24 protein-coding genes and 1 pseudogene are annotated in these 26,343 nt (G+C 72.7%); 11 read left to right on the top strand and 14 right to left on the bottom strand.

What is annotated here, in order from left to right; translation table 11 throughout:
- The first annotated feature begins 186 nt into the window (after positions 1 to 186).
- Complete coding sequence (locus ACFWR9_RS04155) at positions 187 to 1,485, top strand: DUF6986 family protein (protein WP_383835178.1); 1,299 nt, start codon at positions 187 to 189, stop codon at positions 1,483 to 1,485.
- Here the strand turns inward: ACFWR9_RS04155 and ACFWR9_RS04150 are convergent.
- Together ACFWR9_RS04150 and ACFWR9_RS04145 are read right to left on the bottom strand one after the other, a co-directional pair.
- Complete coding sequence (locus ACFWR9_RS04150) at positions 1,466 to 2,329, bottom strand: hypothetical protein (protein ID WP_383835175.1); 864 nt, start codon at positions 2,327 to 2,329, stop codon at positions 1,466 to 1,468. The two genes, ACFWR9_RS04155 and ACFWR9_RS04150, sit on opposite strands and share 20 nt — an antisense overlap.
- 7 nt (positions 2,330 to 2,336) lie before the next feature.
- Positions 2,337 to 3,413, bottom strand: coding sequence for a LacI family DNA-binding transcriptional regulator (locus ACFWR9_RS04145; RefSeq protein ID WP_383835172.1), 1,077 nt, complete (start codon positions 3,411 to 3,413; stop codon positions 2,337 to 2,339).
- 227 nt (positions 3,414 to 3,640) lie between these two features.
- On the opposite strand from ACFWR9_RS04145, the gene ACFWR9_RS04140 reads away from it, so the two are divergent.
- From ACFWR9_RS04140 to ACFWR9_RS04130, 3 genes are all read left to right on the top strand, one after another.
- Complete coding sequence (locus ACFWR9_RS04140) at positions 3,641 to 4,594, top strand: ROK family protein (RefSeq protein WP_383835169.1); 954 nt, start codon at positions 3,641 to 3,643, stop codon at positions 4,592 to 4,594.
- A 317-nt stretch (positions 4,595 to 4,911) separates the two neighbouring features.
- Positions 4,912 to 5,106: a hypothetical protein gene (locus ACFWR9_RS04135; RefSeq protein WP_383835166.1), complete on the top strand. Its 195-nt coding sequence runs from the start codon at positions 4,912 to 4,914 to the stop codon at positions 5,104 to 5,106.
- Positions 5,107 to 5,252: 146 nt separating this feature from the next.
- Positions 5,253 to 6,296 carry an NUDIX domain-containing protein gene (locus ACFWR9_RS04130; RefSeq protein WP_383835163.1) on the top strand — a complete coding sequence of 348 codons (1,044 nt, stop codon included), beginning with the start codon at positions 5,253 to 5,255 and terminating at the stop codon, positions 6,294 to 6,296.
- A gap of 2 nt (positions 6,297 to 6,298) precedes the next feature.
- Here ACFWR9_RS04130 and ACFWR9_RS04125 read toward each other — a convergent pair.
- Both ACFWR9_RS04125 and ACFWR9_RS04120 read right to left on the bottom strand, forming a co-directional pair.
- Positions 6,299 to 6,918, bottom strand: a pseudogene (locus ACFWR9_RS04125) (MBL fold metallo-hydrolase).
- 73 nt (positions 6,919 to 6,991) lie between these two features.
- Positions 6,992 to 8,347, bottom strand: coding sequence for a dipeptidase (locus ACFWR9_RS04120; protein ID WP_383835160.1), 1,356 nt, complete (start codon positions 8,345 to 8,347; stop codon positions 6,992 to 6,994).
- A gap of 144 nt (positions 8,348 to 8,491) precedes the next feature.
- On the opposite strand from ACFWR9_RS04120, the gene ACFWR9_RS04115 reads away from it, so the two are divergent.
- The 3 genes from ACFWR9_RS04115 to ACFWR9_RS04105 all read left to right on the top strand — a co-directional run bounded on the left by ACFWR9_RS04115 (position 8,492) and on the right by ACFWR9_RS04105 (position 11,843).
- Entirely contained in the window at positions 8,492 to 9,736 is a 1,245-nt protein-coding gene (locus tag ACFWR9_RS04115) for a geranylgeranyl reductase family protein (RefSeq protein WP_383835157.1), read from the top strand.
- A 206-nt stretch (positions 9,737 to 9,942) separates the two neighbouring features.
- Entirely contained in the window at positions 9,943 to 11,181 is a 1,239-nt protein-coding gene (locus tag ACFWR9_RS04110; RefSeq protein ID WP_383835154.1) for a histidine kinase, read from the top strand.
- Positions 11,178 to 11,843, top strand: a complete 666-nt coding sequence (locus ACFWR9_RS04105; RefSeq protein ID WP_383835151.1) for a response regulator — start codon at positions 11,178 to 11,180, stop codon at positions 11,841 to 11,843. Before ACFWR9_RS04110 ends, ACFWR9_RS04105 begins: the two co-directional genes overlap by 4 nt.
- Here ACFWR9_RS04105 and ACFWR9_RS04100 read toward each other — a convergent pair.
- Entirely contained in the window at positions 11,804 to 12,088 is a 285-nt protein-coding gene (locus tag ACFWR9_RS04100) for a DUF6332 family protein (RefSeq protein ID WP_383835147.1), read from the bottom strand. The two genes, ACFWR9_RS04105 and ACFWR9_RS04100, sit on opposite strands and share 40 nt — an antisense overlap.
- A gap of 73 nt (positions 12,089 to 12,161) precedes the next feature.
- On the opposite strand from ACFWR9_RS04100, the gene ACFWR9_RS04095 reads away from it, so the two are divergent.
- Positions 12,162 to 12,554, top strand: coding sequence for a MarR family winged helix-turn-helix transcriptional regulator (locus tag ACFWR9_RS04095; protein WP_383835144.1), 393 nt, complete (start codon positions 12,162 to 12,164; stop codon positions 12,552 to 12,554).
- 22 nt (positions 12,555 to 12,576) lie between these two features.
- Here ACFWR9_RS04095 and ACFWR9_RS04090 read toward each other — a convergent pair whose 3' ends face one another.
- The 4 genes from ACFWR9_RS04090 to ACFWR9_RS04075 form a co-directional block, all read right to left on the bottom strand.
- Positions 12,577 to 13,749, bottom strand: a complete 1,173-nt coding sequence (locus ACFWR9_RS04090) for an MFS transporter (protein ID WP_383835141.1) — start codon at positions 13,747 to 13,749, stop codon at positions 12,577 to 12,579.
- A gap of 92 nt (positions 13,750 to 13,841) precedes the next feature.
- Positions 13,842 to 14,669: a carbohydrate ABC transporter permease gene (locus tag ACFWR9_RS04085; RefSeq protein WP_383835138.1), complete on the bottom strand. Its 828-nt coding sequence runs from the start codon at positions 14,667 to 14,669 to the stop codon at positions 13,842 to 13,844.
- A gap of 6 nt (positions 14,670 to 14,675) precedes the next feature.
- Positions 14,676 to 15,581 carry a carbohydrate ABC transporter permease gene (locus tag ACFWR9_RS04080; RefSeq protein ID WP_383835135.1) on the bottom strand — a complete coding sequence of 302 codons (906 nt, stop codon included), beginning with the start codon at positions 15,579 to 15,581 and terminating at the stop codon, positions 14,676 to 14,678.
- 11 nt (positions 15,582 to 15,592) lie between these two features.
- A complete protein-coding gene (locus tag ACFWR9_RS04075) occupies positions 15,593 to 16,807 on the bottom strand; it encodes an ABC transporter substrate-binding protein (protein ID WP_383835132.1) in 1,215 nt (404 codons plus the stop codon).
- 285 nt (positions 16,808 to 17,092) lie between these two features.
- Between ACFWR9_RS04075 and yicI the strand changes: the two genes are divergently transcribed.
- Positions 17,093 to 19,363 (top strand): alpha-xylosidase, encoded by a 2,271-nt coding sequence (yicI, locus tag ACFWR9_RS04070; RefSeq protein WP_383835129.1) that lies wholly within the window; start codon positions 17,093 to 17,095, stop codon positions 19,361 to 19,363.
- Between the two features lie 22 nt (positions 19,364 to 19,385).
- Here the strand turns inward: yicI and ACFWR9_RS04065 are convergent, their stop codons facing one another.
- Both ACFWR9_RS04065 and ACFWR9_RS04060 read right to left on the bottom strand, forming a co-directional pair.
- On the bottom strand, positions 19,386 to 20,591 hold the full coding sequence (locus ACFWR9_RS04065; protein ID WP_383835126.1) for a cysteine desulfurase-like protein: 1,206 nt from the start codon (positions 20,589 to 20,591) through the stop codon (positions 19,386 to 19,388).
- A gap of 178 nt (positions 20,592 to 20,769) precedes the next feature.
- A complete protein-coding gene (locus ACFWR9_RS04060) occupies positions 20,770 to 21,705 on the bottom strand; it encodes an NADP-dependent oxidoreductase (RefSeq protein WP_383835123.1) in 936 nt (311 codons plus the stop codon).
- A gap of 160 nt (positions 21,706 to 21,865) precedes the next feature.
- On the opposite strand from ACFWR9_RS04060, the gene ACFWR9_RS04055 reads away from it, so the two are divergent.
- On the top strand, positions 21,866 to 22,333 hold the full coding sequence (locus ACFWR9_RS04055) for a MarR family winged helix-turn-helix transcriptional regulator (protein ID WP_383835121.1): 468 nt from the start codon (positions 21,866 to 21,868) through the stop codon (positions 22,331 to 22,333).
- A 19-nt stretch (positions 22,334 to 22,352) separates the two neighbouring features.
- Here ACFWR9_RS04055 and ACFWR9_RS04050 read toward each other — a convergent pair whose 3' ends face one another.
- Complete coding sequence (locus ACFWR9_RS04050; RefSeq protein WP_383835118.1) at positions 22,353 to 23,414, bottom strand: ABC transporter permease; 1,062 nt, start codon at positions 23,412 to 23,414, stop codon at positions 22,353 to 22,355.
- 118 nt (positions 23,415 to 23,532) lie between these two features.
- Positions 23,533 to 24,126 (bottom strand): Dps family protein, encoded by a 594-nt coding sequence (locus tag ACFWR9_RS04045; RefSeq protein ID WP_383835115.1) that lies wholly within the window; start codon positions 24,124 to 24,126, stop codon positions 23,533 to 23,535.
- Positions 24,127 to 24,305: 179 nt separating this feature from the next.
- Between ACFWR9_RS04045 and ACFWR9_RS04040 the strand changes: the two genes are divergently transcribed.
- Positions 24,306 to 25,175: an NPCBM/NEW2 domain-containing protein gene (locus ACFWR9_RS04040; RefSeq protein ID WP_383835112.1), complete on the top strand. Its 870-nt coding sequence runs from the start codon at positions 24,306 to 24,308 to the stop codon at positions 25,173 to 25,175.
- Between the two features lie 364 nt (positions 25,176 to 25,539).
- Here ACFWR9_RS04040 and ACFWR9_RS04035 read toward each other — a convergent pair whose 3' ends face one another.
- A complete protein-coding gene (locus ACFWR9_RS04035; RefSeq protein ID WP_383835110.1) occupies positions 25,540 to 26,343 on the bottom strand; it encodes an ABC transporter permease in 804 nt (267 codons plus the stop codon).

Raw genomic sequence — 26,343 nt, 5'->3', positions numbered from 1 at the left:
GTGGTGTGTCTCTCTTTATCCTACCCCCCCGCCCCGCGCGCCCCCCCGCGGCGCCGCGCCCCCGCCCGCCCGGGGGCCTCGGTGTCTGCGCAGGATGGTGTTGACCGGCGACGAACCGCCGGATAACTTCGCTCTACGGATTATTGATTCCGTTCAGCGGAAAAGTGGAAACCAGGAGGGTGTGGGATGGGTCAGCAGGAGAAGGTGGCCACGAGCCTCGCGGGCGCCGTCGGCGAGGAGATCAGTGCCTCCCTCGCACCGGTCGACGCGGAGCTGGAGCGCCGCTACCCCGGAGACCCGGGCACCCGCCAGCCCGTCCACACCGTGTACGTCCCCGGTGACGCCTTCGCCGCGGACACCATCCGCTCCTGGGGCGACCGGGCGCTCGCCGCCCTCGACGAACACGCCCCGGACGCCGCCTCCTTCGCCGCCGTCCTCGGCCTCACCGACGACCTCGCCGAGCCCGTGTACACGCGCGTGCGCGCCAAACTGGAGCGCGAGCCGATCGAGGACCTGCGTGTCGACTTCGAGGACGGCTACGGCAATCGCACGGACGCCGAGGAGGACGAGGCCGCCGCCCGTGCCGCCCGTCTGATCGCCGAGGCGTACGAACAGGGCACGGCGGCCCCGTACATGGGCATCCGGATGAAGTGCATGGAGGCCCCCGTGCGGGCCCGCGGCATCCGCACCCTCGACGTCTTCCTCAGCGGCCTGATGGAGGCCGGCGGCCTGCCCGAGGGGCTGGTCCTCACGCTGCCGAAGGTGACCTACCCCGAGCAGGTCACCGCCATGGTGCGGCTCCTGGAGGCGTTCGAGAACGCGCGCGGCCTGACGCCGGGCCGGATCGGCTTCGAGATCCAGATCGAGACCAGCCAGTCCATCCTGGCCACCGACGGCACCGCCGCCGTCGCCCGCATGATCCAGGCCGCCGAGGGCCGCGCCACCGGGCTGCACTACGGCACCTTCGACTACAGCGCCTGCCTCGGCGTCTCCGCCGCCCACCAGGCCAGCGACCACCCCGCCGCCGACCACGCCAAGGCGGTCATGCAGGTCGCCGCCGCGGGCACCGGCGTGCGCGTCTCGGACGGTTCCACCAACGTCCTGCCGGTGGGCCCCACGGCCAAGGTGCACGACGCCTGGCGCCTGCACTACGGTCTCACCCGCCGCGCCCTCGCCCGCGCCTACTACCAGGGCTGGGACATGCACCCCGGCCACATCCCCACCCGGTACGCGGCGGTCTTCGCCTTCTACCGCGAGGGCTTCGAGCAGGCCGCCGCCCGCCTCGCCCGCTACGCCAACCACACCGGCGGCGACATCGCGGACGAGCCCGCCACCGCCAAGGCCCTCGGCGGCTACCTGCTGCGCGGCCTGGACTGCGGCGCCCTCGACATCGGCGAGGTCGCCCGCCTCACCGGCCTGACCCGCGCCGACCTGGAGGGCTACTCCGCGCCCCGGCGGGGCGACCTCACGGCGTCGGCGCAGTAGGCGGCGGGTGGGTTCCGGTGCGGGGGTCTGCGGTCCGGCCGGAGCGCACGTATTTCTCCAGGCCGGACGCCATCACGCGCCGCTCCTCGGCGAACAGCCGCGTGCCCCGGTCGCACAGGGACCGGTCGGCCCGGGCCCGTGCGCTGAACTCCTCGGGCGTCGTCCCGAAGAGCGCGCGCAACCGGGCCGACCCGCGCAGCAGCTCGGTGATGAGGGGCCGTTGCTCGCCCGGGTGCCGCCGTGGCGCACCGGTGCCGTCGTGCAGGACCCCGTGACGGTTGACGTAGATGTACGCACCGCGCAGCACCGTGCCGTCGGGCGGCTCGACCCGTACGTCGGGCGCGGGGAGCCAGGCGCGGTCGAAGTTGCCGCGGGCCATGGGCACGCCCTCGCTCGCGTCGATCACGGCGAGCTGCTCGGGGTCCAGCCACAGGACGAACAGTTCCCGTACGACGCCCGGGGCGCCCACCGGTGAGGCGGAGACGTAGCCCATGCGGCTCACGTGGGCGGAGACCCCGATGTCCAGGCCGGTGACTCGGGCCCGGACCATCGGGATCGGCGAGTCGATGCCGAACTCGGCCATCTTGTGGCGCAGCTGGCCCGGGCTCGCGTTGGAGCCGATCGCCAGCACCGGGACCCGGTCGACCCCGTCCTCGTGGACCGGCCCGTCCAGCGGCAGCAGCCGGTCGCCGTCGAGCAGCCCCGACTCCCGCGGCCACGCGCCCGGGTACAGCAGCGGCTCCTCACGGGGCACCCCGGCCAGACCGAGCGCCTCCAGCGTCCGGTCGTCGCCGCCGGCCCGTGCGGGCGCGCGGGCAGGGCCCTCGCCCACCGGCTTCGGCACGGCCGCCTCAGCCCGTCGGCGGCAGCTCGCCCGAGCCGCGGGTGACGAGCCTGGTCGGCAGTTCGATGCGGTCCGGCGCGAGGAGGGTGCCGTCCAGCTGCCGGAACAGGCGCTCGGCGGCGGTGCGGCCGAGGGCGGCCGCGTCCTGCGCGACCACGGTGACGCCCGGCTGCAGCAGGTCGGCCAGCTCGATGTCGTCGAAGCCGACGAGGGCGACGCCCGGGGTGTGCTCGGCGAGGACGCGGATGACGGTGACGGTCACCCGGTTGTTGCCGGTGAAGATCGCGGTGACCGGCTGCGGGTCCGCGAGCATGTCCTCGGCCGCCCTGCGCACCCGCTCGGGATCGGTGACGCCCAGGGACATCCAGGAGTCCTTCACCGGGATGCCCGCGTCCTCCATGGCGGCCTTGTAGCCGCGCAGCCGCTCGGCGGCGGTGTGGATGCGGGGCATGTCGCCGATGAAGCCGATCCTGCGGTGCCCGTGCGCGATGAGGTGCGCCACACCGTCGCGGGCACCGCCGAAGTTGTCGGACACCACCACGTCCGCGTCGATCTGCCCCGCCGGGCGGTCCACGAACACCGTCGCGACGCCCGCCTTCAGCTCGGGCTCCAGGTACCGGTGGTCGTCCCCGGCCGGGATGACCACAAGGCCGTCGACGCGCCGCGCGCACAGCGCCAGCACCAGCTCCTGCTCGCGGTCCGGGTCCTCCGCGCTGGACCCGTTGATCAGCAGCGCGCCGTGCGCCCGGGCCACCTCCTCCACGGCACGGCTGAGCGGCCCGTAGAACGGGTCGGCCAGATCCTCCAGGACGAGGCCGATGCTCGCGGTCCGGCCCTTGCGGAGCACCCGCGCGCTGTCGTTGCGGCGGAAGCCGAGGGCGTCGATGGCCTCCTGGACGCGGCGCTCGGTCTCCGGGGTGACGCCGGGCTCCCCGTTGACGACCCGGGAGACGGTCTTCAGGCCGACCCCGGCCCGGGCCGCGACGTCCTTCATGGTCGGGCGATTGCCGTAGCGGTTCCCGGGGAGGCGGTCTGCGCGGCGGGTCGTGTCGGGCACGATGCGGTGTCCTGTCCTGTCGTCCACGGGAGTGCGTCGGCTCCTGTCGTCCACGGGGGATGTGTCGGTCATGCGTTTGTATGAGGATGTGGCGTCGAGCATAGAGCCTGGACAACGTTGTCAGATGCGGGAGACACTGTCCATCGCACTCTCCGGTCCTCGTCCCCACCTGGGACCGGTCCACGGTGCGCACTTGTGTTCGCCTTTTTTCGCTTTCTTTTTCGTTTTCGGTCCGACGGGGAGATCCGACTCTGATGCACACCGACCTCGTGGCAGCGCTGGACATCGGCGGCACCAAGATCGCCGGCGCGCTGGTGGACGGCGACGGCCGCATCCACGCGCGCGCCCAGCGTGCGACGCCTGCCCGGGAGGACGGCGACACCGTGATGGCGGCCGTCGAGGCCGTACTCGCGGAGCTGACGGCGTCGGCGCTGTGGGGGCGGGTCACGGCCGTCGGGATCGGCAGCGCGGGCCCGGTGGACGCCTCCGCCGGCACGGTCAGTCCGGTGAACGTGCCCGGCTGGCGCGACTACCCGCTGGTCCGGCGGGTCCGGGACGCCGTCGGTGAGCTGCCCGTCGAGCTGATCGGCGACGGGGTGGCCATCACGGCGGCCGAACACTGGCAGGGCGCCGCGCGCGGGCACCACAACGCGCTGTGCATGGTGGTCTCGACGGGTGTCGGTGGCGGCCTGGTGCTGGGCGGTCGGCTGCACCCCGGCCCGACGGGCAACTCCGGCCACATCGGCCACATCAGCGTGGACCTGGACGGCGATCCCTGCCCGTGCGGTGCCCGCGGCTGCGTCGAGCGCATAGCGAGCGGCCCCAACATCGCCCGTCGCGCCCTGGACGCCGGCTGGCGGCCCGGCCCGGACGGCGACACCTCCGCCGCCGCGGTCGCCGCCGCCGCCCGCCTGGGCGACCCGGTCGCGGTCGCCTCCTTCGAACGTGCCGCGCAGGCACTGGCCGCCGGCATCGCCGCCACCGCGACCCTGGTCGAGATCGACATCGCCGTGGTGGGCGGCGGCGTGGCCAAGGCGGGCGACGTCCTTTTCGCGCCCCTGCGCAAGGCCCTGACCGACTACGCGACCCTCTCCTTCGTCCAGCGCCTGGTGGTCGTCCCCGCCCAGATGGGCACGGACGCGGGCCTCGTGGGCGCGGCAGCGGCGGCACTCACCAGGGCGACCGGCGTGCCGGCGGCGCACGTCTGAGCGCCGGCGCGCCTGGGCGACTGCGTGGCCCCTGGTCGGTGCCGGGGTGCCGGGGTGCCGGGGTGCCGGGGTGCCGGGGTGCCGGGGTGCCGGGGTGCCGGGCCGTGGAGCCGGGCTCCGGTGGGCGGCGGCGGTGGCGCACCCGCGGCGCCTGCGCAGCGGGCGAGGTGGTCGGGGCCGGCGTGCCCGAAGAGGCCCCGGCCCGGCGCGTCCTGGGCGTGGGGCGGGCGCGCGTGCACGGCAGGCCGGTGCCGGTCGGACCGACGACTTCCCGGGGCGTACCCGTGACCATGGCGTCGCCCCGTAGTTGAACGGGCATGAAGAAGCGCAGCATGCTCGCCCTCGCCACCCTCGCCACCGGCTTCGCCGTCGCGGCCGTCACCCCGTCCCACGCCGCGCCGAGCGAGCTCCCGCTCGGCCTCGACGTGCAGGACACCGTCAGCACCGTCGAGGACACGGTGGCCACCGACAGCCTGCCCCTGGACGACGACGCCCTGGGACAGCTGGGCTGACGCCCGCCGCACCACCCGCACCCACGGCGCCGGCGCCCCTCTCCCCGGGGGCGTCGGCGCCGCTGTCGTACGCCCTCAACTGGGCCTGGTTTCCGTGGCAGGGTGGAGCGGGCAAGCCACAGGGGGCCAACAGAAGAGGGGGACCTGTGACCGTCGTCTGGATCAACGGCGCGTTCGGTGCGGGGAAGACCACCACCGCACGGGAACTGATCGAACTGATCCCGAACAGCACGCTCTTCGACCCCGAGGTCATCGGCGGGGCACTCGCACACCTGCTGCCGCCCAAACGCCTCGCCGAGGTGGGCGACTTCCAGGACCTGCCGATCTGGCGCCGCCTCGTGATCGACACGGCGGCCGCGATGCTCGCCGAGCTCGGCGGGACCCTCGTGGTCCCGATGACCCTGCTCCGCCAGGAGTACCGGGACGAGATCTTCGGCGGTCTCGCCGCCCGCCGGATCGAGGTCCGGCACGTCCTGCTGGCCCCGGCCGAAACGATCCTGCGGGAGCGGATAGCGCGCCGCGAGATACCGGAGGGCCTGCCCGACGGCGAGATACGCGTGCGGCAGTGGTCGTACGACAACATCGAGCCGTACCGGTCCGCCCTCGCCTCCTGGCTCACGGCCGACGCCCACCCGGTCGACACCGGCACCCTCACCCCGTACGAGGCCGCCGCCCGGGTCGCCGAGGCCGTCGGCACCGGCGCCGTGCCGGCCTGCGAGATCGTGCAGACACCGGAGCCCACCGGTGAGACCGTCGCCGCCGGTGTCCTGCTCTTCGACGAGCGGGACCGCGTGCTGCTCGTCGACCCCACCTACAAACCGGGCTGGGAGTTCCCCGGCGGTGTCGTCGAACCCGGCGAGGCGCCCGCCCGCGCGGGCATGCGCGAGGTCCACGAGGAGACCGGCATCCGCCTCGACGACGTCCCCGCCCTGCTGGTCGTCGACTGGGAACGGCCCGCGCCCCCCGCCTACGGCGGTCTGCGGCTGCTCTTCGACGGCGGACGGCTCGACTCCGCCGACGCCGGCCGGGTGCTGCTCCCCGGCCGGGAACTGCGCGACTGGCGCTTCGTCACCGAGGACGAGGCGGCCGGCCTGCTGCCCCCGGTCCGCTACGAGCGGCTGCGCTGGGCCCTGCGGGCCCGGGAACGCGGAGCCGCCCTCTACCTGGAGGCGGGCACACCCGTCGGCTGACGTCAGACGTCCGCCCCGTAGCCCCGCGCCGACTCCCGCAGTGCCTCCCCGGCCCGGACGGTCACCGGATCCCCGTGACCGACGCGGACCAGCTCCGAGTCGAGGGCCGCCAGCCGCCCGAAGGAGGCGACGGCCCGGTCCCGGTCGGTGTTGAGCACGCCGAGGATCACCCTGCCGTCGACCGGCGACGCGGCGACGGCGTCCCCCGTGAACAGCACGCCGTGCCGCGGGAGGTGCAGTCCGATGCTTCCGTCCGTGTGGCCCGGCGCGTGGACGACGCGCGCCCCGCCGCCGAAGTCCAGAACGTCGCCGTCGGACACCTCGGTCACCCGCGCCGGCCGGTCGAAGCCGCCCTGCGGGAGCAGCCGCAGCGCGTTCTCGTGCAGCGGACGCTCCCAGTCCTCGTACACGGGCGGCGGCCCCGGTACCTCGCCGCGCACGACGGGCGCGTCGACGACACGCCGTACGCGCCCGAAGGAGGCGGCCGACGCGGCGAGGCCCGCACCCGACCCGGCAGGCCCGGCGTCGATCAGCGTCAGGTCGTCGCCGTCGCGCAGAGGTAGGCCTGGCCGACCGGGAAGCGCAGCAGGTGCAGGTGCGGCAGGAGCTCGATGACGTCCATAAGACGACCGTAGGCAGGGCCCCGCGCGGTGGCGAGGCCCCTCTGCCGACGGCAGAACCCGAGCCGCCCCGGCTCAGCCCGCCGCGTAGTTGCGCAGGAACAGCGCCTCCGCCACCGACAGCCGCTCCAGCTCCTCCGGGGACACGCTCTCGTTCACCGCGTGGATCTGCGCCTCCGGCTCGCTGAGGCCGATCAGCAGGATCTCGGCCTCCGGATAGAGCGCCGCCAGGGTGTTGCACAGCGGGATGGAGCCGCCCTGACCGGCGTACTGCATCTCCTCGCCGGGATACGCCACCGCCATCGCGTCCGCCATGGCCTGGTACGCCGGGCTGGTGGTCTCGGCGCGGAACGCCTGGCCCTGGCCGATCTGTTCGACGCCGACCCGGGCGCCCCACGGCGTACGCGCCTCCAGGTGCGCCTGGAGCAGCTTGGTGGCCTCGGCGGCGTCCACGCCCGGCGGCACCCTGAGGCTGACCAGCGCGCGGGCGCCGGCCTGCACCGACGGGGTGGCGCCGACGACCGGCGGGCAGTCGATGCCGAGCACCGTGACGGCCGGCCGGGCCCAGATCCGGTCCGCGACCGAGCCGGAGCCGATCAGCTCCACGCCCTCCAGCACCCGCGCGTCCCGGCGGAACTGCTCCTCGTCGTACGCCAGGCCCTCCCACGCGCTGTCCGCCGCCAGCCCGTCGACGGTCGTGGAGCCGTCCTCGGCGCGCAGCGAGTCCAGTACGCGGATCAGGGCGGCCAGCGCGTCGGGCGCCGCACCGCCGAACTGGCCGGAGTGCAGGTTGCCTTCGAGGGTGTCCACCCGCACGCGCACCAGGGTCATGCCGCGCAGCGTCGAGGTGACCGTCGGCAGGCCGACCCGGAAGTTGCCCGCGTCGCCGATGACGATGGTGTCCGCGGCCAGCAGCTCCGGGTGCGCCTCGGCGTACCGCTCCAGACCGCCCGTGCCCTGCTCCTCCGAACCCTCGGCGATCACCTTGACGTGCACCGGCACGCCGCCGTTCGCCTTGAGAGCGCGCAGCGCCAGCAGGTGCATCAGCACACCGCCCTTGCAGTCGGCCGCGCCGCGCCCGTACCAGCGGCCGTTCCGCTCGGTCAGCTCGAACGGCGGCGTGACCCAGCCGGCTTCGTCCAGCGGCGGCTGCACGTCGTAGTGCGCGTAGAGCAGCACCGTCTTCGCGCCCTCGGGCCCGGGCAGGTACCCGTACACCGACTGCGTGCCGTCCGGTGTGTCGAGCAGGTCCACGTCCTGGAAACCCTCGGCGCGCAGGGCCGACGCTATCCAGTTGGCGGCGCCGACGCTCTCGCCGCGCGGGAACTGGTCGAAGTCCGCCACCGATTTGAAGGCCACCAGCGCGGCGAGCTCCTCCTTCGCGCGGGGCAGCAGGGAGGAGACGGTCTCGGCGACCGGATTCGACGACATGGGCACGCTCCTTGTGGGTGCGACGTTGTACCAAGGAGTACTTGGATTGATGGGCCGATCCTCCCACAGTGGCCTGCGGCGATGGCCGCCGTAGGATGCGGGGGTCAGGTGCGGCATGCGGTTTGATCGGAGCAGTAGACCATCGTGAGCAGCGAGAACTCTTCGGCGGACGACGCGCGTCAGGTCTGGGACGTCGTCGTGGTGGGCGCGGGACCGGCGGGGGCCTCGGCCGCCTACGCGGCGGCGGTCGCGGGGCGCCGCGTGCTGGTGCTGGAGAAGGCGGAGCTGCCCCGCTACAAGACGTGCGGCGGCGGCATCATCGGTCCCTCGCGGGACACCCTCCCACCCGGCTTCGAGCTGCCCTTCCGGGACCGTGTGCACGCGGTGACGTTCTCGAACAACGGACGCTTCGCCCGGACCCGGCGCTCCCGGCAGATGCTGTTCGGGCTGATCAACCGGCCCGAGTTCGACCAGCAGCTCGTCGAGCACGCGCAGAAGGCCGGCGCCGAGGTGCGCACCGGGGTGACGGTGACGCGGGTGGAGCAGCACGGGTCGGCGGTCCCGGACCGGCGCACCGTCGCCGTCGTCCTCCAGGGCGGGGAGACGGTGCTGGCGCGGGCGGTCGTCGGCGCGGACGGCAGCGCCAGCCGGATAGGCGCGCACGTCGGGGTGAAACTAGACCAGGTCGATCTCGGCCTGGAGGCGGAGATCCCGGTGCCGGACACGGTCGCCGAGGACTGGAAGGGACGCGTCCTCATCGACTGGGGGCCGATGCCCGGCAGTTACGGCTGGGTCTTCCCCAAGGGCGACACGCTCACCGTCGGGGTGATCTCGGCGCGGGGTGAGGGCGCGGCGACCAAGCGGTACCTGGAGGACTTCGTCGGCCGGCTCGGGCTCGCCGGGTTCGAGCCGAGCATCTCCTCCGGGCATCTGACGCGCTGCCGCGCGGACGACTCGCCGCTCTCCCGCGGCCGGGTCCTGGTGTGCGGCGACGCCGCCGGCCTCCTGGAGCCGTGGACCCGCGAGGGCATCTCCTTCGCGCTGCGGTCGGGACGGCTCGCGGGGGAGTGGGCGGTGCGGATCTCGGAGGCGCACGACGCGGTGGACGCGCGCAGGCAGGCGCTGAACTACGCCTTCGCCATCAAGGCCGGGCTGGGCGTGGAGATGAGCGTCGGCAAGCGCATGCTGACGGTCTTCGAGCGCCGCCCCGGTCTCTTCCACGCGGCCCTGACCGGGTTCCGCCCGGCCTGGAAGGCGTTCAAGGACATCACGCAGGGATCGACGTCCCTGGGCGAACTGGTCCGCGGCCATCCGCTGGCCCAGCGCGCACTGACGGCAATGGACCGACGCCCCACCGACACCTCGGCGAACGAGGGGGTCGATTCCTGACCCGCCCTGCCTGTGCACCGTCGCCCTCGCACTCCTGGAGGCGCGTCGCCCTGACCCACCCAGGGGCGCGGGGAACTGCGCGCCCAGCCACCACCCACCCGCACCTGCCAACCGGCAGAAGCTCCCGGCCGTACTTCCCCGGGAGTACCCGTGATCACCACGCCGGGCTGACGCCGCCGGAGGCACCCGGCGTCTAGCGTGGCGGCATGGACGGACAGCGCGAGCGCGGGGGCGGACCACCGCAGTGGTGGCGGCACGGCCCCCCGTGGTGGGACCGGCGGGACGACGAGGAGCGCCGCCCCCGTTGGCCCTGGCGTTCCACCGCGCTGATCACCGCGTTCGTGCTGATCGGCTCCAACTTCGCCGCGCACGCCCAGGCGGGGGAGCGGGACCCCCTGGACCCGTTCGCGCGGGCGCTGCTGCTCGCCACCGGTGTCGCCCTGCTGTGGCGGCAGCGCCACCCGGTGCCCGTCGTGTTCGGCACGGCGGCCACCACGCTGTTCTACCTGGGTTCCGGATACCCGTACGGGCCGGTGTTCGTGGCCGTCGCGGTGGCCTGCTTCAGTGCCATCGTCACCGGGCACCGCCGGGCCGCGTGGGCGGCGATGGTCACGCTGTGGGCCGGGCACGCCCTGCTGTCGCACTGGCTCTACCGCTGGCTGCCGCCGTCCGGGGACGCCGCCGCGTCCTGGGGAGAGGAGATCGTGATCGCCACCTGGGTGGTGGCGATCGTGGCGCTGTCGGAGCTGGCCCGGACCCGGCGCGAGCAGTGGGCGCGGGAACGGGCCGAACGGGCCCAGGCGGCGAAACGCCGCGCGGACGAGGAGCGGCTGCGGATCGCCCGTGAGCTGCACGACGTCCTCGCGCACAGCATCTCCGTGATCAACGTGCAGGCGGGCGTCGGACTCGCCCTCCTCGACTCCGACCCGGAGCAGGCGCGCAGCGCGCTCACCACCATCAAGGACCAGAGCAAGGAGGCGCTCGGCGAGGTGCGGCAGGTCCTCGACGCCCTCCGCACCCCCGGAGACGCGCCGCGCGCACCGGCCCCCGGCCTCGACCGGCTGCCCGAACTGGTCGAGCAGGCGGCGAGCGCGGGCCTCACCGTCGAGGTCGAGGGGGAGCCGCCGCGGCTGTCGCCCGGTACCGACCTGGCGGCGTTCCGCATCGTCCAGGAGGCGCTCACCAATGTGGTGCGGCACTCGGGTTCGCGGCACGCGCGCGTGTGCCTCGACCGGGACGGCCGCACGCTGCGGCTGCGCGTCGACGACGACGGGCCGGCGACGGGCGCCGACGCGGGCGGCAGCGGCAACGGGCTGGCCGGGATGCGGGAGCGGGCGGCGGCGCTGGGTGGCACCATCGAGGCGGGCCCGCGCGCCGACGGCGGCTTCCGCGTGCTCGCCGCGCTGCCGATCGACGTGGCGCACACGAAGGAGGAGGACCGGTGATCCGCGTACTGCTCGCCGACGACCAGTCACTGGTACGGGCCGGTTTCCGGGCCCTGCTGGACGCCCAGGCGGACATCGAGGTGGTCGCCGAGGCCGCCGACGGCGAGGAGGCGGTGCGCGTGATCCGCGAACTGCGCCCCGACGTCGTCCTGATGGACATCCGCATGCCCCTGCTCGACGGCCTGGCCGCGACCCGCCGGATCACCGGGGACGACGGCCTGCGGGACGTGAAGGTCGTCATGCTCACCACGTTCGAACTCGACGAGTACGTCTTCGAGGCGATCCGCTCGGGCGCCTCCGGCTTCCTGGTCAAGGACACCGAACCCGAGGAACTCCTGCGCGCCGTGCGGGCGGTGGTGGACGGCGACGCACTGCTGTCGCCGGGGGTGACCCGGCGCCTGATCGCCGAGTTCGCCGCCCGGTCCAAGGAGCCCGCGGCGGCCGGCGAGTTGGCCCGGCTGACCGAGCGGGAACGGGAGGTGATGGCCCTGGTCGGCATCGGCCTGTCCAACGAGGAGATCGCCCGCAGACTGGTCGTCAGCCCGCTCACCGCCAAGACCCACGTCAGCCGCACCATGGTCAAGCTGGGCGCCCGCGACCGCGCCCAACTGGTCGTGCTCGCCTACGAGTCGGGGTTGGTGCGGCCGGGCTGGCTGGGCTGACGCCCGCGTCCGAACCGCACCAGCACACTCACCACCCGCACCAGGAACACCACGACGGCCAGCACCACTCCCACCGCGACGAGCGCGCCCCGCGCACCGGCCGGCAGGCCGAAGAGATACGCCGGCCCCGCCACGGCACCGAACAGCACGGCCGCCGCGAACGCCGCGCTGCACAGCGCGTAGCCGATCTCGACCGTCATGGCGTCCCGCTCGCCCTGCGTACGCCGGCCCCCGTACGTCTCCATGCCGGCAAGTCTGGCAGACCCGGCCGATCCGGCGACCGGTTCCGGCCCGTGTGGGCTCTGCTACGGTGCGCCCATGGCGGGGGACAGGTCCGAACAGGCGCTCGTCGCGCGGTGGCGCGGCATGCTGGCACTGCACGCCCGAACCCAGTGCGAACTCGACCGCGCCCTGCACCAACACAGCCTGTGCGGCAGCGACTTCGAGGTGCTCGACATCCTTGCGGGCTCGCCGGACGCCGAGGGCCCCTGCGGCTACCGCGTGCAGCAGATCTCCGAGCGGGTCCATCTGAGCCAGAGCGCGCTGTCCCGGCTGGTCGCCCGCCTGGAGAAGGACGGCCTCGTCGAACGCTCGCTGTGCGCGGAGGACCGGCGGGGCGTGCGGGTGGCGCTCACCACCGAGGGGCTGGCCCGGCACGGCGAGGCGCTCCCGGTGCAGCGGGCCGTGCTGAACCGGATGCTGGCGCGCTGATCGTCCCCGCGGGCGGCGCGGCTCAGCCCTCCACCGCCGCGCGCCGCGTCGCCACGGCGACGACTACCGCGACCGCCGCGAGCGCCGCCACACTGGTGAGCGCGGCCGGCAGGGAGAACCAGTCCGCCATGAAGCCGATCGCGGGCGGCCCGAGCAGCATGCCGCCGTATCCCAGTGTGGACGCGGTCGCCACCCCGCTCGGCCCGCCCAGCGCGCCGGCCCGTTCGACGGCGACCGGGAAGATGTTGGCGAGACCGAGCCCGGTGATCGCGAAACCGAACAGCGCCGCCCATACCGACGGGGCGAGCGAGCCGAGCAGCATGCCGGCCACGGCGGTGGTGCCGCCCGCCACCACCGTGGTGGTCCGGCCCAGCCGCTCCAGCAGGATCGTGCCCGTCAGCCGGCCGACGGTCATGGCGAGCGCGAAGCAGGAGTAGCCGGCCGCGGCCAGACCCGGCGAGGCGTCCAGGTCCTGCTCCAGGTGCAGGGCGCCCCAGTCGGCCATGGCGCCCTCGCCGTACGCCGTGCACAGGGCGATCAGGCCGAAGGTGATCACGAGGCGGCGGGTACGGCGGTCGAGGCGGGGCGGGGAGCCGTCGTCCCCGGCCGGGCGGTCGGGCGGCGCGGCGGGTTCGCACCGCAGCAGGGCGCGGCCCGCGACGACTGTGACGAGGAGCCCGAGCACGGTGAGGCCGAGCAGGTGCCGCGTGGGGGACAGCGACCCGGCGACCAGCCCGCCGAGCCCGGCGCCGACCATGCCGCCGAGGCTGAACGCCGCGTGGAAGCTCGGCATGATCGGCCGCCGCAGCACGGCCACGAGATCGACGGCGGCGCTGTTGAAGGCGACGTTGATCCCGCCGTACGCGCTGCCGAACACCAGCAGTACGGCGCCCAGGGCGAGCGCCGAGTGGGTGAGCGGGGGCAGCGCGATGCTGAGGCAGAGCAGGACCGCGCAGGCGACGGTGACGGGGTGGCTGCCGTAGCGGCGGACCAGTCGCCCGGTGAGCGTCATGGTGACGACGGCGCCGGCCGAGACCCCGAGCAGGGCCAGCCCCAGGGCGCTGGCGGAGGCGCCGGTCTGCTCCTTGATGGCGGGGATCCGGACCACCCAGCCGGCGAAGACGAAGCCGTCGAGGGCGAAGAAGGCGGTCAGGGCGATGCGCAGGCGGGTGAGATCGTCGCGGGGACCCGGCACGGCGCTGTGCGATCGGGTTTTGTTTATTAGCGGCACAAAGTCAGGCTAGGTGCCGAACGGGGATCGCGGCAAGGCACGGCTCCCGGTCCGCGTCACTTGACGGAGCCGCCGGTGATCCCGGCGGCGATGTACTTCTGGGCGAGGACGAGCAGGATCGCCGCCGGTACCGCGGAGAGCACGGAGGCGGCCATCACCGAGCCCCAGTCGCCGACGTGCGCGCCGATGTACTGGTAGATGCCCAGCGTGACGGGCTTGACCTCGTCGGTCGTGTTCAGGGTCAGCGCGAACATGAAGTCGCTCCACGCGAACAGGAACGCGAACAGCCCCGACGTGATCAGCGAGTTGCGGCTCATCGGCAGCACCACCCGCGCGAACGTCCGCACCGGCCCGGCCCCGTCGATCTGCGCGGCCTCGATCACCTCGCCCGGGATCGACACCATGAAGGAGCGCATCAGCACGATGGAGAACGGGATGCCGAGCGAGGCGTCCGCCAGCATCAGGCCGAAGTAGGAGTTGACCAGGCCCAGGTCGACGTACGAGTTGTAGAGCGCGTTGGCGATGACGATGCCCGGCACCATCTGGGTGATCAGGGTGCCGAACACGATGGTGCGCGAGCCCCGCAGCCCGAACCGCGCGAGCCCGTACGCCGCCGGCGCCGAGACGGCCAGGCAGATGGCGACCGCGCCGAGCGAGACGGCCAGCGAGGTCAGCAGGTGCCCGCCCTGGTCGCCGATCGCCTTGGAGAAGCCGGACAGATCCAGGCCGCCCGGCACCGGGTCGACCTGGAGCAGCCCCGACTCGGGCTGGAGCGCGGTGTTGAGCATCCAGTACAGCGGGAACAGCATCACGCCGAGGACGAGCACGCCGGCGACGGTGGAGCCCCAGCGGCGCCGGGACGCGGTGGGCGTGTGGGTGGCCATCGTCGGTCACTTCCCCTCGGTGCGGTTGGCCCGCAGGTAGAACACCGCGAACACGGCGGAGATCAGGATGAGTACGTTGCCGACCACGGCGCCCGCGCCGAAGTCCAGTTGTACGAAAGAGTTCTGGTACGTCAGCGTGCCCAGCGTCTGGGTGGCGTCGGCCGGGCCGCCGTCGGTGAGGGCGAGGATCAGGTCGAGGATCTTCACCGTCGACATGAAGCCCAGCACCAGCACGACCGTGACGACCGGCCTGAGCACCGGCAGGGTGACGGAACGGAAGGTCCGCCACGCCGACGCGCCGTCCAGGGCGGCCGCCTCGTGCAGCTCCTTCGGGATCTCCTGGAGGCCGCCGTAGAGGATGACCATGTTGAACGGGATGCCGATCCAGATGTTGACCAGGACGACCGACAGCAGGGCAAGCTCCGGGCTGGTCAGCCAGGGGGTGTGACCGCCGGTCCCGAGGGTGTCCAGGAACGAGTTCAGCACGCCCGTGTCCTGGTCGAGGATGCGCCGCCACACGATGCCGGAGACCACCATGGGCACCAGCCAGGGCAGCAGGATCAGCGAACGCAGCACACCGTTCAGCGGGAAGCGGCGGCTGAAGAAGACCGCGAGTGCCAGCCCGATGCAGAACTGCCCGAGCAGCGACCCGGCCGTGAAGACCAGCGTGTGCCAGAGTGCCTTGCCGAACAGCGCGTCCTGGAACACGTCGGACCAGTTGTCGGCCCCGTTGAAGGGCGCCTCACCGGTGAAGAAGGTCTTCGGCGTGTAGTGCTGGAAGCTCATCACGACGTTGCGGACCAGCGGATAGCCGAAGAACAGCAGCATGAAGACGACGGCGGGGGCGACGAACCCCCACTGGGCGAGCCGGCGCCGGCGCCCGGTCCGGGCGGTGACGGTGGACGTGGTCATGGGCCCGTACCTCAGTTCCCGCTCGTGGCCCGCTGCTGGGCGCGCTTCAGGGCGGACTCACTGGACTGGCCGGTCAGGGCCGACTGGAAGGCGCTCTGCAGGGCGAGCGACACACTCGACCAGCCGGCGCCGAGCTTCGCCGTCCGGGACCGGGCGACCGCCACCTGGTCGGCGAGGGAGTCGAGTTCGGGCACCCGTTCGCGCCAGGCGGCGGCGGCCCGGGCGTCGGCCGGGACCATCCAGCTGTTGAGCGCGTAGGTCAGCTGCTCCTTCTCGCTCGACAGACAGGCCACGATCTTCCCGGCCGTCCTCTCCCGCGCCTCGTCACCGGTGTTGGGCACGGTGAGCACGGCGCCGCCGAGCGGGCCCACCGAGTCGTGGCCGGCCTCGGGGACCGGGATCGGCGCGATGCCCCAGTGCAGCGACTTGTCGCTGTTGAGGGTCTCCACCTGCCACGGCCCGTTGATCATCATCGCCGCGTTGCCGGCCATGAACTGGTCGTTGACGTCCGCCTGCGTCCAGTTGACCGTCGACTTCGAGAGCGAACCGTCCGTCAGCAGGCCCTTCCAGTAGTCGAGGGCCTCGACCACCTGCGGACCGTCCAGATCGGTCTCGTCGCCGCCGTTGGACCACATGAACGGCATGAACTGGAAGACGCCGTCCTCCGCACCGCCCGCGCTGAGCGCCAGACCGTACCGCCCGCCCCGGGTGAGCTGCTTCGCGGCCTCCCGCAACTGGGCCCAGGTGGTCGGCACTTGCACGCCCGCCTCGTCGAGGACGTCCTTGTCGTAGAACAGGGCGAGCGTGTTCACGGACCGGGCGGCGCCGTAGTACGTCCCCTGGTACGAGCCGAAGTCGACGATGCCGTCGGGTATGCCGTCGGTACTCAGTCCGAGGGTCCTGAGGTCGACCAGACCGCCCGCGTCGGCGAACGTCGGCATCTCGGACGCGTCGAACTGCACGATGTCCGGCAACGACTTGGACGACGCCATGCGCAGCGCCTTCGTCATCACCTGCGCCGCCGGAACGCTCTGCTGCTCGATGGTGACCCCCAGCCGCTCCCCGCAGCGAGCCATCGCCTCGGCGTCCCAGCGGTGGTAGGACTCGTCGGTCGAGGAATTCATCACGGTGTACACGTCGGCGTCGCGCTGCTGTCCGCAGCCGGCCAGCGCCGCCCCGGCGACCAGCACGGAAGCGGTGGCGAGCGAGGTGAAGCGCTTCGACATGGTGCGGCCCTTGCTGTCGGTACCGTCCGGCTGTCCTGCCGGACCGTTTTGTTTGATGGGATGACTAATACGTCAGGGACCCGCTCCCGCGCTAGACCGAAGCAACCCCGGACTCTTCACTCCGTGCGGTGACGGTGTCGTTGTTTTCGGTGATTCTCCCTGTTCAAAGCGATGTGGTTGGCGTGAACTCCTCGGAACCGGGAGCTGTTCTGTGTACGATCAAAATGCTGTGAGACGGCTTCCGCGCTCCCCATCCGACAGCTCCCGCCCCACCCGAGGAAGATCATGAAGTTCACCGACGGCTTCTGGCTCATCCGTGAGGGTGTGCATCTCTCGTACGCCACCGAGGTACGCGATGTGCGCCCGGAATCGAAGCGCTTCACCGCCCATGCCGCCGTGAAGAAGGTGACGCGGAGGGGGGACACGCTCAACGCGCCGCTCCTCACGGTCGAATGCTTCTCGCCCGCCGAGGGTGTCATCGGCGTCCGCGTCACCCATCACGCCGGAAAGCGCGGGCCGGGCCCCGACTTCGCCCTCGCGGACCCGGCCGACGGCGCCGGCGCGGTGCGCCAGGACGGCACCGTCACCGAGCTGACCAGCGGCCCGCTCACCCTCCGGCTGGACCGCGCCGGCCCCTGGGGCCTGACCTTCCACGACGCGGACGGACGCGAGCTGACCCGGGCGAACGCCAAGGGCACCGCCTTCGCCACCACCGGCGACGGCGCCCACCACATGCTGAGCCGCCTCTCGCTCGGCGTCGGCGAGCAGGTCTACGGCCTGGGCGAACGCTTCACCCCGTTCGTCAAGAACGGCCAGGTCGTCGACATGTGGCAGGCCGACGGCGGCACCAGCAGTGAGCAGGCCTACAAGAACATCCCGTTCTACCTCTCCTCACGCGGCTACGGCGTCTTCGTCAACCACCCCGGCGCGGTCTCCTTCGAGGTCGGCTCCGAGTCCGTCGGCCAGGTGCAGTTCAGCGTCGAGGACCAGACGCTGGAGTACCACGTCGTCGCCGGGCCCACCCCCAAGGACGTCCTCACCCGCTACACCGCCCTCACCGGCCGCCCCGCTCTCCCACCGGCCTGGTCCTTCGGCCTCTGGCTCACCACGTCCTTCACCACGTCGTACGACGAGCGGACCGTGACGTCCTTCGTGGACGGAATGGCCGAGCGCGGCATCCCGCTGACCGTCTTCCACTTCGACTGCTTCTGGATGCGCGAGTACCAGTGGTGCGACTTCCAGTGGGACCCGGACGTCTTCCCCGACCCGGAGGGCATGCTGGCCCGGCTCAAGGCGAAGGGACTGAAGGTCAGCGTCTGGATCAACCCCTACATCGCCCAGAAGTCCCCGCTCTTCGACGAGGCCGCCGCCCTCGGGCACCTGGTCCGCAGGCCGGACGGCGACGTCTGGCAGTGGGACCTGTGGCAGGCCGGGATGGGCCTGGTCGACTTCACCGACCCCGCCGCCCGCGACTGGTTCGCCGGGAAGCTCAAGCCCCTGCTGGACCAGGGTGTGGACTCCTTCAAGACCGACTTCGGCGAGCGCGTGCCCACCGACGTCGTCTGGCACGACGGCTCCGACCCGGAGCGCATGCACAACTACTACACCCATCTCTTCAACCGCACCGTCTTCGAACTCCTGGAAAAGGAGCGCGGCCAGGGCGAGGCGGTCCTCTTCGCCCGCTCGGCGACCGCGGGCGGGCAGCAGTACCCCGTCCACTGGGGCGGCGACTGCTGGTCGTCCTTCGAGGCGATGGCCGAGTCGCTGCGAGGCGGACTGTCGCTCTCCCTGAGCGGCTTCGGCTTCTGGAGCCACGACATCGGGGGCTTCGAGGGCACCCCCGACGCCGCGGTCTTCACACGCTGGCTGGCCTTCGGCCTGCTCTCCTCGCACAGCCGGCTGCACGGCTCGTCGTCGTACCGGGTGCCGTGGGAGTTCGGCGAGGAGGCGGTCGACGTCGCCCGCCGGTTCACCCTCCTCAAGCACCGCCTGATGCCCTACCTGTACGGCGTCGCCGCCGAGGCCCACCGCACCGGCGTGCCGATGATGCGTCCGATGCTCCTGGAGTTCCCGCACGATCCCGGCTGCCGCCCGCTGGACCGCCAGTACATGCTCGGCCCGGACCTCCTGGTCGCCCCGGTCTTCACCGAGGACGGCGAGGTGGAGGTGTACCTCCCCGAGGGCGGCTGGACCCACCTCCTGACCGGCGAGCGCGTCACCGGCCCGGCCTGGCGCACCGAACGGCACGCCTTCGACAGCCTGCCGCTGTACGTCCGCGAGGGCGCCGTCCTGCCGCTGGCCTCCGACGACCGGCGCCCCGACGGCGACTGGCTGGACGCCCCGACCCTGCTGGTCCACCCGCCCGCCGGCGCCGACTACGCGACCGAGGTCACCGTGCCCGACCTGCTGGGCACCCCGGCCGCCACCTTCCGCGTGCGGCGCGACGGCGACGTCCTGCGGGTCACCGCCACCGGCACCGGCCGGCCGTTCACCGTGCGGGTCGCGGGCGGCGGGAGCGCGCGCGGCGACGGCGAGGTGACGGTGCCGCTGGTGTGAGCCCGGACGCCGGGATCCCCGGTCAGCCGGTGGTGAGAGCGGCGAGGGCCGTCAGGAGGCGGTCCACGTCGCCGGCGCTGGTGTAGGGCGCGAGGCCGACGCGGACCGCGCCCTCGTCGCCCAGGCCCAGGTGGCGTGCGGCCTCCAGCGCGTAGAAGGTGCCGGCGGGCGCGTCGACCCCGTGCTCGGCGAGCCGCCGGTACACCTCGGCCGGGCTCAGGCCCGCCACCGTGAACAGCAGGGTGGGTGTGCGCCGCGCGGCGCGCGAGTGGACGGTGACCCCGCCGAGGTCCGCCAGCCCGCGCTCGATCCGCCCGCGCAGCGCGTCCTCGTGCGCCTCCAGGGCGGCGAAGGAGGCGACGAGCCGCTCCCTGCGTCCGCCGTGCGCGTCCGGTTCCAGACCGGCGAGGAAGTCCACCGCGGCACGGGTGCCGGCCAGCAGTTCGTACGGCAGCGTGCCCAGCTCGAACCGCTCGGGGACGGCGTCGCTGGACGGCAGCAGCTTGTCCGGGCGCAGTGTCTCCAGGAACTCGGGCCGCGCCGCCAGCACGCCCAGGTGCGGACCGAGGAACTTGTACGGCGAGCAGACCAGCGTGTCCGCGCCGAGCGCCACCGGGTCGACGACGGCGTGCGAGGCGTAGTGCACCGCGTCGACGTGCAGCAGCGCGCCGACGCCGTGCGTCAGACGGGCGATGGCCGGCAGGTCGGGCATGGTGCCGATCAGGTTGGAGGCGGCCGTCACGGCGACCAGCCTGGTGCGCGGGGAGAGCACGGACTCGATGTGCTCGGGATGCAGTTCCCCGGTGGCCGGGTCGAAGTCGGCCCGGCGCACGCGCGCGCCGACCGCCTCGGCCGCCTGGATCCAGGGGCGGATGTTGGAGTCGTGGTCGAGACGGGTGACGACCACCTCGTCCCCGGGCGCCCACGCCTTGGCGAGCGTCCGGGACAGGTCGTAGGCGAGCTGGGTGGCGCTGCGGCCGAGGACGATCCCCCGCGGCTCGGTGCCCAGCAGGTCGGCCAGGGCGCTCCGGGCGTCCGCGACGATACCGTCCGCGTTGCGCTCGCCCTCGGTCGTCCGGCCCCGGTTGGCCAGCGGGTTGGCCAGCGCCTCGCCGATGGCGTCGATGACCGGCTGCGGGGTCTGGGTGCCGCCCGGCGCGTCGAAACGGGCGGAGCCGGACTTCAGGGCGGGTATCTGCGCGCGGATCGCGTCGACGTCGAGGGCCATGTGCACTCCAACCAACCGAAGGCGGAAACTCCGTCCTCATGATCGCAGCCGGGCCGCGTTCGGAACAGACGGGGCGGTCGGGCGGGGCGGTCGGGCGGGGCCGCAACGCGGGCTCGGATTCCGGGCCGCCCGCCGGCCGGGGAGTGAACGGCGGGCAGCCCGGTCCGTCCGGGTGGGGTCAGGGAGCGAGTACGACCGTCTTGCCGGGCAGCCGCCCGGCGCCGGCGTCCGCGTGCACGGCGGCCAGCTCGGCCACCTGGCGGCGAGCGGCGACGTGCAGCCGGAGCTTGCCCGCGTCCACCTTGGCCACCAGTTCGGCCAGCTGGGCTCCGTCGCTCCGGACCCACAGGCTCGCGCTGCGCACCCCACGGGCGGGATCCTCGGGAATCGGGCCCGCGGTGCTGGCGGCGGCCCCGCCGTCGGCGACGTAGTCCGTCAGCCGCCCCAGCTCCTCCGGGGAGACGCGGACATGGTTCACCACGGCCTGGAACGGACCGCCTACGGCGGCCGGGCCCGCGGCGAGGTCGAGGGGGCCGACGACCCGGTCCGCGCCGTAGCCCCGAAGGCGCTCGGCGTGCGGCGGCGCGTCCACCGCGGTGACCTTCGCACCCGCGTCGACGGCGAGCTGCACCACGAGGCTGCCCACCGCGCCGCCCGCCCCGTTGACCAGGACGGTCTGACCTGGCTTCAGCTCGGCGAGTTCGAATGCCGTCTGCCAGGCCGCCAGACCGGTCAGCGGCAGCGCCGCCGCGTCGGCCAGCTCGCTCGTCCGGGGCGCCGGGGCCAGGGACCCGGCCGGGGCGAGCACGTACTCGGCGGCGCCGCCGGCGGAGTCGAGGGGCAGCATCGCCACGACCCGGTCGCCCACCTCCAGGCCCGTGACGTCCGCGCCGAGTTCGGCGACGGTGCCCGCCACGTCGATCCCCGGCACGTAGGGGAGCGTGATCGGGATCATCTCGGCCAGGACACCGGCGCGAATGTGGTCGTCGACGGGGTTGAACGACGTGGCCGCCACCCGTACCAGCACCTGCCCGGTGCCCGGGACCGGACGGTCGACGTCCTCGTAGCGCAGGACGTCGCTGCTGCCGAACTCGTGGAAACGTATGGCCTTCATGGCACTTCCTCAGGGTGTGTTGACGTCTTCGCCAGGACGGCATCGGCTTCTTCACTTGCCCAAGCAAGTATTTTTACTTGCCTGTGCAAGTTGGAAGCTAACCCATGGGGAGTTTCCCAGGCAAGTGATTCAGGTTGCCCGGGCAAGTATGATGAGGCTCATGGACACCCAGTCACCCTGGCTCGACGACGACCAGCAGGATCTGTGGCAGGCGCTGCGCACGGTCGTCATCGCCCTCCCGGCAGCCCTCGACCGCCAGTTGCAGCGCGACGCGGGCATCTCCAACTTCGAGTACGGGGTGCTGGCCCAGCTGTCCATGGCCGAGGAGGCCACGATGCGGCTCAGCGACCTCGCCCGGGTCAGCGACAGCACCCAGCCCCGCCTGTCGAAGGTGATGGACCGCTTCGAAGCCCGCCACTGGGTCACCCGCCGCCCCGACCCCGGTGACGGTCGGTACACCCTCGCCACCCTGACCGACGCCGGCCGTCAGAAGCTCGTCGAGAGCGCGCCGGCACACGTCGCGCAGGTGAAGCGGCTCGTGTTCGATCCGCTCACCGCCGCTCAGCGCCGCCACCTCGGGGCCGCGCTCACCCGCATCGCCGCGACCGTGCGCCAGGAACTCGAATGAGGCCCGGGGGACCCCTGCCTCAGGACTCCTCCTCCGCCGCCACCTTCTCGCGCCCGCCGGGGTGCCGGTGACGCCAGACCCAGAAGACCGTGCAGGACAACAGGGCCCATCCGCCCAGCACGAGGAACGGGAACACGTGCTGATGGCCCTGGAAGTACACCGCGGTGTGCTGCGCGTTGACCGAGGCGCCCGGCGGCAGCCACTGACCGATCACCCCCAGCGGGGACGGCAGCAGCGGCCATGACACCGCGCCGCCGGACGAGGGATTGCCGAGGAGCACCATCAGCCCCCAGGTCGGCAGCATCGCCCAGCGCCCGAACAGGGTGTTGAACATGGTGAAGACCATGCCGGAGGTGAAAAGGGTGAGCGCCAGGATCAGCCACGACTCGGCGAACGGCAGGTCGAGCGCGTCCAGCAGCCAGTCCACCGTCGCGGCGATGGCGAAGCCGCCGAGCAGCGCGTAGGCCATCGTGAACAGGATGCGCTCGAACGGGATCAGCGACCGCGCGTGCACGCTGAGCTGGATCGCGCCGACGAACCCGATGATCACCGCGGCCAGGGAGATGTAGAAGATGGCCAGCCCGCGAGGGTCGCCCTCCTGGAGCGGGTTGATGTCCCGGACGGTGACCTGGACCCCCGTCTTCCGGCCCACGAGCGGTGCCGCGTCGGACAGGACTTCGGCGACCGAGGCGCCCGACGCGCTGGACAGGTCGAGGACGGCGGTCCGTCCCCCTTCGCGCAACTCGAAGATCGCGAAGACCTCCTGGTCCTCGAGCGCCCCGACCGCCGCGGACCGGGTGTCGTAGGTGTGCACCTTCACCGAGGCGTTCAGCGCCTGCTCCAGGCCGTCCAGAAAGTCCCGGCTGCGGGCCTCGTCGTACGAGCCGACCACCGCTGTGGGGATCGAGCGCGGCGTCGGGTCCGCCATCGAGTAGGTGTACGAGCCCGCGAAGAGACCCGCCGCGGCGGCGAGGATCAGCACCAGCACCGTGGCCGGCCAGAACGGCGACTGCCGGAACGTGGACCAGCGCCGCCCGCGGGTCGGAGGCCTGCCGTGGGCGCCGTGGGACATGTGGGCCATGGTCCGGACGCTTCCACAGCCGGGCCGAAGGGGCACCAGGAGCGCCCTCGCCCGGGGGTGCACGGAGCGTGAGGACCGTGGCCCCGGGCACGCGGGCGCGGGCTTCGGCGGAGCAGGGTCAGACGTGCACGAGGGGCGTGTCCACCAGGTGCTCCGCCACGAACCACGCCTGGAGTTCGTTGGTGCGCACGACCTCGGACACCAGCAGGTCGTTGGTGCCGTCGTCCCCGAGTTCCTGGGTGCGGGCCGCCGCGTCGTGACACTCCGTCAGGATCAGCTCGTGCGCCTCCAGCAGCCGCGACAGCATCGCCGGCACCTCTTCCACGCCGTCCGGGGGACGCGGCACGGTGGTGATCTCGGCGACGTGCCGAGGATCGCCCACCGCCACGCCGCCCAGCGTCTGGACGCGTTCGGCGAGGGTGTCGATCAGTTCGAGCTGTTCGCCCGCGTGCTTGTCCAGCAGCAGGTGCAGTTGGTAGAACGTCGCACCGCGCATCAGCCAGTGGTACTTCTTGTACAGATCGTGCAGGATCCGGGTGTCCGCAAGGACCTTGTTGAGCCGCTGGCCGGAGTAGAGGCGGGTCTCCATGGTCAGCGCCACGGGGAACTGCTTGACGGTGCCGAACTCCTGGATGATCCGGCCCTTCTGGTGCAGCCAGGGCTGGCTGCCGTCGGACCGGTGCTCCACGGACGACGACTTCGGGGAACTCACGCGTGGACTCCTTCCGGAGGGGACTGCGCAGTGGACCGGCACACCGGCGCCGGCTTCGATTGCCCCCCCCCCCCCCCCCCCCCCCCCCCCCCCCCCCCAACCCCCCCCCCCCCCCCCCCCCCACCACAGGGCACTTCAGCGAGCGGGTCGTCGCCGGCTGCGGCGACGTGTGGACCGGATTGAACAAGCTGCCCGGCGCCCCCGGCAACGCCGACTTCGTCCTGGACAACTTCACCGTCACCGACCTGGGACCCACCGATGAGCGGCTCGCCTGCGCCACACTCGGCCTGGCGTCGCAGAACGGCGCCCTGGAGCCGGGACAGCCCAACAAGGTGACGGCCACCTTCACCAACCACGAGGCGAAGGCGGCCAAGGGCGTCGAGGCGACGCTGGACGTGCCAGAGGGCTGGAAGGCCGAGCCGGCCGGCGCGACGTCGTTCGACTCCGTCGCCCCGGGCGAGCAGGCGGCCGCGTCGTGGAACGTCACGCCGCCCGTCGACGCCCCGTACCAGAGCTACTCGCTGAGCGCGAAGACGTCCTACCAGGTGGGCGGCGAGGACAGGTCCGTCGGCCGCGACCTCCTCATCCGTACACTGGCGCCGCCGCCGACCAAGGACACCTGGGTGAGCGACACCGACTGGGTGTCGGCCGAGAACGGCTGGGGCCCCGTGGAGAAGGACATGTCCAACGGCGAGGCCGGTCCGGGCGACGGCCGGCCGATCAGCATCGGCGGCGTTGACTTCGCCAAGGGCCTCGGCATGCACGCACCGGCCGACGTGAAGTACTACGTCGGCGGGAACTGCGAACGGCTGACCGCTCAGGTGGGGGTCGACGACGCCCAGCGGACCGCGGGCTCGGTGAAGTTCAGCGTCCTCGCGGACGGCAAGAAGGTGGCCGAGTCCCCGGTGCTCAAGGCCGCGGACAGCGCGTACGAGCTGAACGCCGACATCTCCGGCGCGAAGTACGTCCAGCTCGTCGTCTCCGACGGTGGCGACGGTGTAGGCAACGACCACGCCAGCTACGGCGGGGCCAAGTGGCTCTGCGGCTGACCGTCTGACACACCCACCGGGCCCCGCACCGCGGCACGACGCTGTGAGTCCATGAGGGAGTCCCGACTTCGCCCCGTCGATCACCCGATCGGCGGGGCGAAGGGCTGCAATGGGGCTGGGTTGCCTGCTCCTTGGCATTGATGCAGGGCCCCACACACGTCCTGGGTCCTGAGCCGTCGGCCGGCCTCGTTCCGTCTGGCGCGGCCCCTGAAATCCGGCAGTGCCGAGAAGTCGAAGCCCGCATCGTCGAGGTCCAGCTCCGAGGGCGCTTGAAGTGCCGCGAACTGCTGGTCGGTCAAACAGGGCCCTGGCTCGTACCGACAGCGTCCAGCGGTGAGCGAGGGGCCCGGTGGCGTGCGTCCGCTCAGCCCGCGCCCTGGTACCGCTTCAGGCCGGCGCGCCAGACCAGCCGGGCCGCCAGCGCGGTTCCCGCGCCGCCGAGAACGAACAGCACGACTCGCCCCGCGCGTTCCAACCCGTCGCTCTCCAACGCCAGGGCCGGGTAGTAGCTGAGAAGACCGAAGGGAAGAACGAAGGTGAAGGTGAACCGCACGGCGGAGTCGTAGAGCGTGAGCGGGAACTTGGCCATCTCGGCGGTGTTCCCCACCAGCAGCGAGATGTTGTTGTGCTCCGCTCCGTCCCAGAACACCAGGCTGTTGGTGGCCAGATTCAGCGAGCCCACGACCACCACGCCGTTGAGCACGGCGACGACGAGCACGGCGACCGAGGCAGCGGTCACGGGCAGCGCGCCGTGCCGGGCCGCGAGGACCAGCAGGGTCAGCCCGAGGGCGACGTCCCCGGCGCCCGCCGGGTTCGCCCGTAGCGTGCACAGTTGGAGCAGCGGGGAGACCGGACGGGTGAGCAGTTGGTCGAACTCGCCCTTGACGACCAGATGGCGCAGCTCCCACATGCCGTCGAGGAACATCACGCACAGTCCGCCCGGGACGATCGCCAGCGCGTAGGTGACGGACAGCTGCCAGATCGTCCAGCCGGCGATGTCGGGCACCTGGCGCAGGATGAGCCACACGGCGCCGAATCCGGCGCAGTGCAGGCACAGCGCGCCCAGGACGCCGACGACGAAGTCCGCCCTGTACTCCAGTTGGGCCTGCATCCTGAGCCGGTACAGCCGGGCGGCCGAGGCCAGGTACCGGGCGCCGGGGCTCGTCAT

Origin of the sequence: Streptomyces sp. NPDC058534 (assembly GCF_042717365.1) — a bacterium.
Taxonomy (GTDB): domain Bacteria; phylum Actinomycetota; class Actinomycetes; order Streptomycetales; family Streptomycetaceae; genus Streptomyces.
This window is presented reverse-complemented; position numbering and strand designations above follow the sequence as displayed.